The organism is Pseudomonas sp. H3_A02 (assembly GCF_054671965.1).
This window is the reverse complement of record NZ_CP162807.1, coordinates 3957446-3971549: the sequence shown is the minus strand read 5'-3', so window position 1 is coordinate 3971549 and position 14104 is coordinate 3957446. Positions and strand designations below refer to the sequence as shown.

At 65.8% G+C, this 14104-nt stretch carries 2 protein-coding genes; both read left to right on the top strand.

What is annotated here, in order from left to right:
* Positions 1-65 precede the first annotated feature (65 nt).
* Positions 66-10271, top strand: a complete 10206-nt coding sequence (locus tag AB4N80_RS17735) for a non-ribosomal peptide synthetase (protein ID WP_460090440.1) — start codon at positions 66-68, stop codon at positions 10269-10271.
* Positions 10268-14104 (top strand): non-ribosomal peptide synthetase, encoded by a 3837-nt coding sequence (locus tag AB4N80_RS17730; RefSeq protein ID WP_460078099.1) that lies wholly within the window; start codon positions 10268-10270, stop codon positions 14102-14104. The genes AB4N80_RS17735 and AB4N80_RS17730 overlap by 4 nt, the downstream gene beginning before the upstream one ends.

The following is a 14104-nucleotide window of genomic DNA, read 5'->3' as shown; positions in this document are numbered from 1 at the left end:
CGCCTGCGCAGGCGCCTTGATCGACTCACTTGAGTTTTCAAGACTTTGAAATGGACCAAGCAAGCATGAACAACATCGAAGACATCTACTCCCTTTCGCCGACCCAGCACGGCCTGTTGTTCCACAGCGTCTATGAACCGGATTCGCGAGTTTATTACCAGCAGTTGAGCCTGGACATGAACGGCCCGCTGCAACTGAGCGCGTTTCGCGGCGCCTGGCAGGCGCTGATGCAGCGCCACGCCGTGCTGCGCAGTGCGTTTCTCTGGGAAGAGCTGGACGATGCCTATCAGGTGGTGCAACAGGAAGTGCCATTGCCCCTGACCGAACTGGACTGGCAAGACCGCGCCGAGCCCCAGGCCGCGCTGGAACAGTTGGCACTGGAGCAGCGGGCGCAACCCCTGGAGCTCAATGACTCGCCGCTGATGCGCGTGTGCCTGGTGCGCCTGGCACCCGAACGCTGGCACCTGATCTGGACCTTCCATCACATCCTCATGGACGGTTGGAGCGTCGGCATCGCCGTCCAGGAATGGCTGGCGCTGTACTACGAGCAGGCTCATGGCCGCCCCGCCGACCTGGCGCCGACCCGTCCTTACCGGGACTACATCGCCTGGTTGGCGGAACAGGACATGGCCGCCACCGAAGGCTTCTGGCGCGAGCAATTACAGGACGTGAGCGAGCCGACCCCGCTGCCCACCTTCGCCGCACGCCAGCCGGCACCGGCAGGGGCGCCGTTCGCCGAGCGGGAAAGTCTGCTGACGGCCAGCGAAACCGAGCAACTGGCGCATTTCGCCCGCCACAACGACCTGACCATCAACACACTGATCCAGGGCGCCTGGGCACTGCTGCTGGGCCAGCACGCCGGGCGTGACGACGTGGTCTATGGCGTCACCGTCGCCGGGCGTCCGGAGAACCTGGCGGCGGTGGACAGCACCGTCGGGCTGTTCATCAATACCTTGCCGCTGCGCGTGCAATGGGCGGACGCGCCGACGCTGGTGGCCTGGCTGCAACACTTGCAGCAAGCCAACAGCGATCTGCGCCACCACGCCTATTTGCCGCTGGGCAAGCTCAAGTCGATGACGCGCATCGCCGCTGAACAGGCGCTGTTCGACTCGATCCTGGTGTTCGAAAACTTCCCGGTCACCGACGCGCTCAACCAGGACACCGGCGGCTTGAGTTTCAGTGCCCCGAGCAACGACCAGCAGGCGGACGGCATCACCCTCACCCAAGGCCGCAACCACTTCCCGTTGTCGCTGATCGTGGTGCCGGACAAACAACTGCACTACCTGATCAGCTACGACCGCAGTCGCTTCAGCGATGCCGAGGTCTCGGTGCTGTCGGCCCAATTGCGCGCCATCCTGTTGGCGATGACGGCGCAAGCGCAGTGCCGGGTCAGCGAGTTGGAGTGGCTGAGCCCTGAAGAACGCCAGCAACTGCTCGTGCAGGGTCGTGGCGTGCAACTGCCATTGCCTTCTGCGTGCCTGCACCAGCGCTTCGAAGAACAGGTGGTCGCCCATCCGGAACACCTGGCGGTCCGCGACCCTCAGGTCGCCCTGACTTACCGTGAACTGGACCAGCAAGCCAACCGCCTCAGCCAGTATTTGCGTGCCCAGGGCATCGGCCACGACAGCGTCGTGGCACTGGCCCTGGAACGCAGCGCCGAGTTCGTGATTGCCCTGCTGGCCACCCTCAAGGCTGGCGCCGCCTATCTGCCGCTGGACCTCAAACAGCCTGCCGGGCGCCTGGCCGACGTGCTGGTGGACAGCCGAGCCGCGCTGCTGATCGGCGCTGCCGCCTCACCGCTGCTCAAAGGCCTGGCCGAGCACACGCCAACGCTGTGGCTGGCGGAACAGGCCGACGCCATCGCCTCCCAGCCAGACACGCCACCGGCCGTGGACCACAGCCCGACTGACGCCGCCTACGTGATCTACACCTCGGGCTCCACCGGCACCCCCAAGGGGGTGGTGGTCGAGCACCAATCCATCGTCGATTACCTGACGGCGGTGCACGCGGTCCTCAACCCGCCACCGATGGCCCGCTACGGCTTGCTGTCGAGCATCGCCGCCGACCTTGGCCACACCCAACTGTTCGGCGCCCTGTGCAGCGGCGCCAGCCTGTTGCTGGTGGATGAAGACAGCGGTTTCAGCCCTCTGGCACTGGCCGAACTCTTCGACCAACACCCGGTGGATGTGCTGAAGATCACCCCAAGCCATCTGGCCGGCCTGTTGCAGGCGTTGCCCGATGCCCGCCTGCTGCCCCGCGCCCTGCTGGTCTTCGGTGGCGACGCTCTCAGCCCGGCGCTGCTGGAACAGGTCAACCGCCTGGCGCCAGGGCTCAGGGTGTTCAACCACTATGGGCCGAGCGAAGCGACAGTCGGGGCGATTGCCACCGAGTTGCCGGCGGGCCTGCGCAGCATCGCCCTCGGCCGGCCGCTGCCGAACCGCCGACTGCAAGTGGTGGATGCCAACGGCCGCCTGGTGCCCACCGGGGTATCCGGCGAACTGCTGATCAACGGCGCCCTGGCCCGGGGTTACCTGCACCGCCCGGACCTGACCGCCGAACGCTTTCACCTCGACGCCGATCGGCAACGTTGGTATCGCACCGGCGACCGTGTGCGCTGGCAAGTGGACGGCCAACTGGCGTTCCTCGGTCGGGTCGACAGCCAGGTCAAGATCCGCGGCAACCGCCTGGAGCTGGGCGAAGTCGAAGCGCAGCTCAAGCGCCTGTCGCCGCTGATCGAACAGGCACTGGTCCGTGCCGTGGAACTGGACGGCAGCCTGCGCCTGGTGGCCTACCTGGTCGCCAGCCAGTCGCTGTCCGCCACGAAACTGCGTAACGACCTTGCGGCGCGGGTGCCGGACTACATGGTGCCGGCGCACTTCATCACCCTCGACGAACTGCCCCTGACCCGTAACGGCAAGGTCGATGTGCAACGCTTGCCGCTCCCGCAAAAAACCACGGACGACAGCGCCACCCACGTTGCCCCGCGCAATGAAGTCGAAGCGCAGTTGGCGGCTATCTGGCAGGACGTCCTGAAGCTTGAACGTGTCGGCGTGCATGACAACTTCTTCGCCCTGGGCGGCGACTCGATCATCAACTTGCAGATCATCGCCCGCGCCAACCAGCAAGGGCTGAAACTCACGCCCCGCCAGCTCTTCGAAAACCGCACCATCGCTGATATCGCCCGGGTGCTCGGCGCCGATGCCAGCCATGGCGTGGCACACGAGATTACCGATGGCTATGACCTGCCACTGGCCGCCGGGCAACGAGCACGCCTGCAACAAGGGCCGTTGCACGCCACCTGGCGTTGCGTGGCGCTGACCCAGGCCATCGATAGCGAGCTGCTGACCCAGGCCATCGCCGCGTTGCAGCAACACCACCAGGCCCTGCGCCTGGCGCTCAAGGCCCTGCCGGACGGCGAGTGGCAGCAACGGGTGCTGGTCGCGGCCAAGGCCCCGGTCATCACCACCGAAAAACTGGAGACCTGCGCCCCGGCGCAACTGCAAACCTTGGCCCAGGCCGGGGTCGACGCGCTGGAACTGGACGCAGGCCAAACCCTGCACGCCAGCCTGCTGGAGGTCGGCGGCAAGTATTCCCTGCTGCTGGCCGCTCATCCGCTGTGCCTGGACGAGGCGTCCTGGTCGCTGCTGCTGACCGACCTCAATCTGGCCCTGGCGCAACTGCGTTATCAGCGGCCGGTGCGCCTGTCCTACACCGGGGGCGACTTTACCCAATGGACGCGGCACCAGCAGGCCCACGCTCAGGGTGACGCCCTGGACGACGCCTGGGAACATTGGCTGCAATATGCAGGCTTGGAACCGCTGCAACTGCCTGACAGCCAGCAGCCGGCCAGCGTGGCCGAACAAACCTTGCCAGCCACCACCTCAGGCGAACTCAAGCGCCTGGGCGAGGTGCTGCAACTGGACTGGAACAGCCTGTTGGCCGCTGCCGTGACCGAACAGTGCCGTGAACTGTGCGGCAACGGCCGGGTCGCGCTGAGCGTGCAGGATGCCCGGCCGAGCGCCGAGCGCTTGCCGGTCGATGCGCCGATTGCCGTGGCCGACCTCGACCCGGCGCGCATCATGGGGCCCTTGGCCCTGGCGGTGCCGTACTTCCTCCAGCCCGAAGGCGACAGCCTGCTGCAACGCTTGCAGGCACTGGTCGCGCAGATGCGCGCCTACCCGCAACACGGCGTCGACTATGGCGCCCTTCGTTACCTGTCGGACAATACCTACCTGCAAGAACCGCTGCGTGAGCTGCCGGCGGCCTCGGTCGCCATTCGCTGGCTGGGCAACCTCGACAGCCATCGCGAAGAACGCGGCATCCTGGCCCAGGTCGAAGCCGCAAGCCCATCGACGGCATCGACTTGCCCGCTGACCCTGGACGCCTGGTGGCAGGGCGATTGCCTGCACCTGCGCAGCCACGGTGTCCTCGCCGCCGACTGGGCGCCGCGCCTGGCCCAACGCCTGAACGACCTCGCCGGGCTCGTCACCGCAGCCGAGTTGCGTCCTGCCAGCCAGGCATTCCCGCTGTGCCACAAGCAAGCGGCGACCCTGGCCGCCGAACCGCTGGACTGGCTGAACATCGAAGACGTCTACCCGCTGTCGTCGATGCAACAGGGCATGCTCCTGCACACCTTGTTGCAGCCCCACAGCGGCATCTACCTGATGCAACAACGCTACAGCTGGGACGGAGTATTGCAACGCCCGGCGATGGAAGCCGCGTGGCAGCTGTTCCTCGAGCGCCACCCCATGATGCGGACCGCCTTCTGGTGGCAAGACGACCATGAGCCGCTGCAATGCGTGTACCGCCAGACCCATCGGGCGTTCGACTGGCAGGACCTGCGCCATCTCGACGAAGAGCAGCAGCGCCTGGCGATGGATCAGGCCCTCGAAGCACAACGCCTGCAAGGTTTCGACATGGCCTGTGCGCCGCTGACCCACCTGCGGGTGTTCCAACTCGATGAGCGACGCTTCGCCGTGGTGCGCAGCTTCCACCACATCCTGACCGACGCCTGGTGCTTCGGCCTGCTGATGGAAGACCTGCTGGCGATCTACCAGGCCATCGTGCGCCAGGAGCCGGTGGCCCGTCCGCGCCTGCGCTCGTTCCGCGGCTACATGAGCTGGCTGGAACGCCATGACATGGCCGCCGCCCACGCATTCTGGCAGGCCGAAATGGCCGGTTTCAGCGAGCCAACGCCGCTGCATGTGGACAGCCCCGTGGCCCGTCCGGAGCAGGCACCGGAACAGGTCGGCGACTTCGACCAGACCCTGAGCATCGCCCAGACCCAGCGCCTGCAGCAGCTGTGCCAGCAATATCAATTGACACCCAACACCTGGATCCAGGGCGCCTGGGCGCTGTTGCTGTCGCGCTACAGCGGCAACCGCGACGTGTTGTTCGGCGTGACCGTGGCCGGTCGCCCGACTGACCTGGCCGGTGTAGAAGAAATGGTCGGCCTGTTCATCAACAGCCTGCCACTGCGCATCGATGTCGACCCAGAGGCGCCAGTGGCCGACTGGTTGCAGGCGCTGCTGTCCCACAACGCGCAATTGCGCGAACACGAAAGCGCCTCGCTGGTGGACATCCAGCGTTGCAGCCAAGTGCCGCGCGGCCAGCAGTTGTTCGACAGCCTGGTGGTGTTCGAGAACGCGCCGCTGGACATCAGCAGCGTGCAACTGGACGCCTTCAGCATCGACATCTATGAAGACCGCGTGCACACCAACTTCCCGATGACGGTGGTGCTGTACCCCGGCGACCGCCTGGGCATTCGCCTGTCCTACGACAGCCAGCGCTTCAGCACTGACACCGTACAGCGCATGCTCGGGCATTTGGTGCAGTTGCTTTCGGGCATGCTGGAAACGCCCCAGGCGCCCCTGGGCAGCCTGCACATGCTGCCCGAAGCGGAACGTCGGCAGTTGCAGATCGACTGCAACCGCAGCGACGTCGACTTCCCGCTGGAGCGCGGTTATGCGGCGCTGTTCGCCGAGCAAGTACGCAGCCGCCCGCAACACCTGGCTGCCGTATGCCAGGGACAATCGCTGACCTACGCCGAACTGGACCGCCGCGCCAACGCCATCGCCCATGCGCTGCAAGCCGCCGGTGCCGGTCCGGAAACCCTGGTGGCGCTGTTCGCTGAGCGAGGCTTGGCCTTGCTGACGATGATGATCGCCACGCTCAAGGTCGGCGCGGCGTTCCAGGCCTTGGACATCCAACAGCCCCACGCCCGCCTGGCGGAGGTGCTGAACCTCGGCGAAGCGCCGCTTTTGTTGGCGTGCGAGCACGCGACCTCGGCACTGGACAATGTCCTGCCACAGATGCGCCAGCAACCCACCTGCCTGATCGCCCAGGCGCTCTGGCAAGGCCGCGAGCAGCCGCCGGTGAGCTATGCACATAACCCCGATCAACTGGCCTATGTGATCTTCACCTCGGGCTCCACCGGCACGCCAAAAGGCGTGATGGTCGAACAAAGGGGGATGCTCAACAACATGTTCGGCAAAGTCCCGAGCCTGGGCCTGGGTGAGCACGACCGCATTGCCCAGACCGCTTCGGCGGCGTTCGATATCAGCGTCTGGCAATTCCTCGCCGCGCCGCTGTTCGGCGCCACCGTGCACATTCTTCCCGATGCCCAGGCCCACGACCCTGTGGCCCTGCTCGACGCCGTTCAAGAACAGCAGTTGACGCTGCTGGAAACCGTACCGGCGCTGATTCGCGGCATGCTCCAGGAAAGCCAGGCGCACCACTCCCTGGCAAGCCTGCGCTGGCTGTTGCCCACCGGCGAGGCATTGCCGCCGGCCCTGGCCCGGGATTGGTTCGCGCGCTTCCCGGCGATCCCGTTGATGAACGCCTACGGCCCCGCCGAATGCTCGGACGACGTCGCCTTCTACCCCATCACCCAAGCCCCCGCCGACGACTGCCTGCACATGCCCATCGGCAAGCCGACCGCCAATAACCAGGTGTTCGTTCTCGACTCGGCGCGGCGCCTGGTCCCTGTCGGTGTGCCCGGCGAATTGTGCATCGGCGGTGTCGGCGTGGGACGCGGTTATCTGCGCGACCCGCAACGCACCCGCGAAGCCTTTGTCCCGCATCCGTTCCAGGCCGATGCGCGCCTGTATCGCAGCGGTGATATCGGTCGGATGCGCGCCGATGGCGTGATCGAATACCTCGGCCGTCGCGACCAGCAAGTGAAGATTCGTGGCCACCGCATCGAACTGGGCGAGATCGAAAACCGCCTGATGCAGCACCCGGTGGTGGACAGCGCGGCGGTGCTGGCGCTGCCCGACGCCCGTGGCGCGTTGCAACTGCTGGCCTGGTATGTGCTCGACGAAGCGGCCGACCTGGACGGCGAGCCCGCGCAACAGGTCTTGAGCGCGTACCTGGGCGAGCAACTGGCAAGCTACATGGTCCCGGCTCGTTGGCTGAGCCTTGCGCAATTGCCGCTGAACGCCAATGGCAAGGTCGACCGTCGCGCCCTCGCCGCCCTGGGCGTGCCCCAGGACGAGACGGCGCAGGCGCAAACCATGGCACCGCGCACACCAACCGAACACGTCTTGGCCGAACTCTGGCAAGAGATTCTCGGCCTGGACAACGTGGGTGTGCACGACGACTTCTTCGCCATCGGCGGTCACTCGCTGCTGGCCACCCAGGTGTTGTCGCGGATTCGCCGACGGTTGAACGTGAACCTGCCGCTGCGCACGCTGTTCGAACGTGGCACCCTCGAACAACTGGCCCAAGCGGTCGATCAACAGCGCGACGCCCAGACCGAGGCCGACGGCGACACCGAGATCGCCCTGGCGCCGCGCAACCAGCCGTTGCCGCTGTCCTACAGCCAACAACGGTTGTGGTTCCTGGATCGCTTCGAAGGCCCTAGCGCCGCCTACAACATGACCACCACCGTCAGGCTGCGTGGCGCGCTGGACATCGCCGCGCTGCAAGGGGCCTTGCAGGCGGTGTTCGAACGCCATGAGTCCTTGCGCACCGCGTTCCACCTCCACGGCGACCAGCCTTGCCAGGTCATCAGCCCGGCGCCGATGGTCGACTTGACGCCGACCGAGCTGAGTCACCTCGACAGCGAAGCACAGGCGCAAACCCTGCAGCGCCTGATCGATGAACAGGCCGGGCGCCCGTTCGACCTGCAACAGGCGCCGATGCTGCGCGTCAACCTGCTGCGCCTGGGAAGCGACGATCATGTGCTGCAACTGGTGCTGCATCACATCGCCACCGACGCCTGGTCCATGGGTATCCTGATGCAAGAGCTGATTGTCGGTTACCAGGCGCGCACCAGTGGTTCGACACCGGTGCTGCCGGTGTTGCCGATCCAATTCGCCGACTATGCCTACTGGCAACGCAGCGAAGCGCAACAACGTCTGCTGGCAAGGTCCATCGACTACTGGCGCCGCCAGCTCGACGGCGCGCCCACGGTGATCCCGCTGCCGCTTGACCAGCCACGCCCGGCTCGCCCCGACTACCAGGGCGCGGCCCTCGAGCAACGCTTCACTGCGGTCCAGACGCAGGTGCTCAAGGCCTACGCGCAGGAACAACGGGCGACGCTGTTCATGGTCTTGCTCAATGCCTTCAACAGCCTGTTGCAGCGAGCCACCGGGGCCACCGATTTTATCGTCGGCACCGACCTGGCCAACCGCGAACATCCGGCCCTGGAACACCTCATCGGCTTCTTCGTCAACGTATTGCCGATCCGTGCCCGCCTGAACGAGGGCGAAACCTTTGACGCCCGCCTGCAACGCTTGCGCGAGGATTGCCTGTCGGCGTTCCAGCACCAGCAAGTGCCGTTCGACAAACTGGTCGAGGAGTTGCAGCCGCCGCGTACGCCAGGGGTCAACCCACTGGTCCAGGTGCTGTTCGTCATGCAGAACACGCCCAGCGGCAATGCCAGCCTGCCGGACCTTGAGGTGGAGCACTTGGTATCGCCCCAGGAGAGCAGCAAGTTCGACCTCGCCGTGTTCGTCGAAGAGGACGAGGAACAAGGCCTGAACGTACGCTGGGTGTATCGCACCAGCGTGTTGCAGGCGCAGACCATCCAGCGCCTCGAACAAGGCTTCGAGCACCTGCTGGAGCAGATCGTCTCAGCCCCGGCGCAGGCGCTGGACAACTGGTCGTGGCGCCTTGAGGGCACCGCCGCCGACGCCGCGCCACAGCCTGACTCGTCGCTCGACGAGGCCACGGCCCGCAGCGCGCGCAAGCAGTCGAAACTGAGCAAGCTCAAGCAGACTCGTGCAACCGCCGTAAGCCAGGTGGCCCACGAGCAGGTCCGTACCCGCACCCTCAACGTCGGGCAAGCCTTGCCGTTGGTGATCGAGCCGTTGCTCGGCGACCTGGACCCGGTGCACTGGGCGCTGCAAGCCAGGGAATGGATCAATGCACAGCTGCTGACCCACGGCGGCCTGCTGTTCCGGGGCTTCAACCTGCCGGATGCCGCCGCCTTCGAACAGTTCGCCCAGGCCATCGAGCCCGACCTCTACGGGACCTACGGCGACCTGCCGAAAAACACCTCGGGCAAGAACATCTACCACTCCACGCCGTACCCGGAACAGCACATGATTCTCTTCCACAACGAGAGCTCCCATCTGCCGCAGTGGCCACGCAAGCAGTGGTTCTACTGCGAAACACCGGCACCACGTGGCGGCTGCACGCCCATCGTCGATTGCCGGCAGGTGTTGGCGCGCTTGCCCGAGGACATCGTCGCTCGCTTCCAGGCCCTGGGGCTGCTTTACGTGCGGCACTTCACCGACAAGCTGGATGTGCGCTGGCAGGACTTCTTCAAGACCGAACAGCGCGAGGAAGTCGAGCGCCAATGCCTGGCGTCGGGTATGCGCTGGGAATGGCTGGGCCCCGACAACCTGCGGATCGCCCAGCACTGCCCGGCCATCGTCGCGCATCCCGAGACCGGTGAGTTGTCGTTCTTCAACCAGGTGCAACTGCACCACACCGCCTGCCTGGAGCCGGAAGTGCGCAGCAACCTGATCAGCCTGTTCGGCCCTGGGCACCTGCCCCGCAACGTCTACTACGGCGACGGCAGCGTGATCGAAGATGCGGTAATGCACGTCATTGGCGAGGCCTATGAAGACTGCGCGGTACGTTTCAGTTGGCAAAAGGGTGACATGGTAATGCTGGACAATATGTTGGTGGCCCACGCCCGCGATCCCTTCGAGGGTGAGCGCAAGATCTGTGTCGCCATGGGCCAGATGATGCGCCGCGAACAACTGACCGGCTGCCTGCCCGAAGCACCGCCGGCGCCGGTTGCGGAGGTGCAGGCATGAGCGCTTTCGAGAAACGTGAAGAAGCCTTCGCCCTCTCGCCCCAACAACGCAGTCAGTGGTTGGCAGGGTTGCCCGCGGTGCGCCTGGAACTGGAAATAAAAGGCCCGTTGGCCATGGAGCGCCTGCAGCAGCGGCTCGTCGCCCTAAGCGCATGTCACGAGGCCCTGCGCCTGCGGGTGCGGCCTGAGCCGGGCCTGCTGATGCCGTTGCAGATGGTGGAACCCACGGTCATGGCCGCGGACGCCATCAGCATTGAGGTACAAGCGGTCGGTGACGATCGGCACCGGGTGACGCTGCAACTGCCGGCGCTGAGCGCCGATCGCGGGACCTTGCTGCGCCTGGCGCAGGCTTTGGCCTCGACGGATGCGCCGACGGCGGATGACGAGGCCATGACCTATACCCAGTACAGCGCCTGGCTCTACGAATTGCAGGCCGATGAAGACGCCGAGGATGGCCGGCGCTTCTGGGCCAGCCAGGCCCTGGACGAGCCGGCCGTCAGCGAGCTGCTCTACCGCCAGGTACGCAGCGACCGCCCCGACGCCCCGGTCACCACTCGCCTGAGCGCCACGCCACAGTTGAGCATGGCCCTTGAGGCTTTTTGCCAACGTCACGACGCCTCGCCCGAGCAGGTCCTGATGACAGTCTGGGGCGTACTGTTGCAGCGCCTGAGTACCGGCGACAACCCGGCACTGACCTTGAACTGGGTCCACGATTGCCGCGACGACTATGAAGAGCTCGCCGACTGCTGGGGATTATTCGCCAAGCCCCTGCCCCTGCGCTGGCAACCGACGGCGGACAGCCATTTTGCACAGGCGCTGGCAAACCTGCAGGTGCTCTGCGAGCAAGCCACCGAATGGCAGGAGTACTACGGCGTCAGCGCTGCACTGCCGGCCGACACTTTGCAGTACGGCTTCCAGTGGGGCGGGCAGTTGCCCGATCGGCTCGACACCTTGGGCAGCATGGCGTCGACGCTCACGGTGCTGGATGCACAAGCCATTCCCGCGGGCATGGAGCTGCTGCTGGTGGCCGAAACCACCGCTGGCGGCTATCGCCTGAACCTCTGTCATTTGCCCGGCCGCTACAGCGAACAAGCCGCGCGGGTCCTGCTGGAGCAGTTCCAATCGCTGCTGCTCGATGCCCTCGCCAACCCAGGCAAACCCCTGACCGAGCTGTCCTTGCAAGCGCCGAGCTTCACCGCGACGCTGGCCGCCCTGCAGGACGACGTCCCAGTGCCGCCGTTTGCCAGCGTGCCGGCCGGTTTCGATGCCTGCGCCGCGCAGTTCCCCGAACACTTGGCCCTGCGCGACCACCACGGACCGCTGAGCTACGGCCAATTGCAGACCCGCAGTAACCAATTGGCGCATTACCTGCGCGCCCAGGGTGTGGGCTGCGAAGATCGCGTGGCGTTGTACCTGGATCGCTCCGCGCAGATGGTCCTGGCCATGCTCGCCGTGCTCAAGAGCGGCGCGGCATTCGTCCCCCTGGATGTGCATCAACCGGCGCAACGTTCCCTGGCCATCCTGCAACAGGCCCAGCCGGTCTTCGTCCTCAGTGGTTCGGCCGGCAGCGCCCCCGCTTTGCCCGGCATCGGCAGCCTCGACCTGCGTGATGAAGCGACTTGGCAGCAAGCACCTGCCACGGCAACCGACGTCGAGATCCAAGGGCAGGACGCGGCCTATGTGCTGTTCACCTCCGGCAGCACCGGCACACCCAAAGGTGTCATCGTCGAGCATCGGCAGCTCGCCAGTTATGTCGCCAGCGTGTCCCGACGCCTGACGCTGGGGCTGGGTGAGCGCAGCGCGGTGGTCACTTCCCTGGCGGCCGACCTGGGCTACACGCTGCTGTTCCCGGCGCTGCTCAGCGGCGGCGAATTGCACCTGCTGGACAAGGAAACAGCCATGGACGCCCAAGCCTGGGCAGCCTGGCAGGCGCAGTACCCGATCGACCACCTGAAGGTCGTGCCGTCGTTGCTCGACGCTTGGTTGATCCACGCCCAAAGCGCTGCCGTGTTGCCGCGCAAGCAATTGATCCTCGGCGGCGAAAGCTGCTCGCGGCGCCTGCTGCAAAGCATTCGCAGCCTCGCGCCGGCGCTCACGGTCTTCAACCATTACGGCCCGACCGAAACCACGGTGGGGGTGGTGATGCACAAAGCCGAACCAACCATGGACTATCGCCGCCTGCCCCTGAGCGACCGCCTCGACGGCATGCGCCTGTACCTGCTCGACGAGCAGCAAGCGCCGGCCGCTCCCGGGCAAAGCGCCGAGCTGTATATCGCCGGCCCCCAACTGGCCCGCGGTTACTTGGACGCACAGCAAAATACCGGGCGGTTTATCGAGCTGGCACAACGGCCAGGTGAACGTCTCTATCGCACCGGCGACATGGCCCGCTATCGCCATGACGGCAGCCTGGAGATCACCGGGCGTGCGGATCGCCAGGTAAAAATCCGCGGTTTCCGCGTGGAACTCGACGAGATCCAGGCGCAGCTGACCGGCCTTCCCGGCGTGGCCCAGGCTGCGGTGGAATGCATTCCCCGGGGCGAGCTCGGCCAGCAACTGTTCGCCTTCATGACCCTGGCGCCCGGGCATTCGACCACGGTCGCCCGGCTGCATGGCCAGGCCCAGGATTGCTTGCCGGACTACATGCTGCCCACCCTGCGGATCGTCGAGGCATTGCCGCTGATGGGCAATGGCAAGCTCGACCGCAAGACCTTGCAGCAATGGGCCGACAAAGTCCTCGACACGGTCGGCAGCGCCTTGCCGCGCACGCCTCTGGAAGCCCTGCTCGCCGAGGTCTGGGCACAGGTGCTGGGCCTGGAGCGGGTGGGCATCGACGATGACTTCTTCGAGCTGGGCGGCCACTCCCTGGCGGCGGTGACGCTTGCCAGTCGCTTGCAAACCGCGCTGTCGGCACCGGTAACAGTCAATGCGGTGTTCAACGCCCCGAGCGTCTCGGCGTTTGCAGCGTTGGTGCAGGCCGAGCTCAAGCTCTCGCCGCTGGTGCGATTGTCGGCGCCCACCGTCGATGCCGTACAAACCGCCAATCTGTTCTGCTTCCACCCCTCCACCGGCCACGTGCAGGATTACCGCACGCTGCTGGCGCCGCTTGCGGGCTGGCATCTGTGGGGCTTGCAGGCGGCGTACCTGACCGACGATAGCACGACCCTGGGCGGCGATATCGAGAGTCTCGCCGTATGCTATGTCGAGCACCTGCGCCAACAGCAACCACAGGGGCCTTATCACCTGCTGGGCTTCTCCCTCGGCGGCCTGCTCGCGATTGCCGCGGCCGCGCGCCTGGAAAGCCAGGGCGAAGAAGTAGCGTTTCTCGGTATCATCGATTCGCAATACCAGCATCAGGCGCCGGAAGACAGTGTCGAGGCGCTGCTGGAATCGGCGTCCCAAGCGTTGACACCGGACAGCCAGGCCGTGTTGCGCCAGTTGCCGCCGCCGATCATGGCCGCGTTGCTGGAGCAACTGGGCGCCCTGCCCCCGGCGGCACGCCTGCCGGAACTGGTCCAGTGGGCACGGCAACAAGGCCTGCAACTCGATGGCGACAGTTGGGAGCACCTGCAGACGCGGCTAAACTACCAGCAGCATACGCAACATCTGCTGGCCACGTTCAAGCCCGTACGGTTGAACTGCCCGGTGCATGTCTGGTGGGCCAGCGATACCCTGGCCCAGGCTGAGTTCGCCGACCCGCATTGGGAAGACCTGAGCAGTGGGCCGTTGACCCGCGAGGTCATCTCGGCGCAACACCTGACCATCCTTGAGCAACACGTCTTGCACGAACAATTGGCGGCGCGCCTCACAGCCACTGCTACACACGGAGCGGTTTGA

Coding starts and splice junctions, on each gene's coding strand:
- AB4N80_RS17730 (WP_460078099.1), top strand. CDS start 10,268: ATGAGCGCTTTCGAGAAACGTGAAGAAGCCTTCGCCCTCTCGCCCCAA.
- AB4N80_RS17735 (WP_460090440.1), top strand. CDS start 66: ATGAACAACATCGAAGACATCTACTCCCTTTCGCCGACCCAGCACGGC.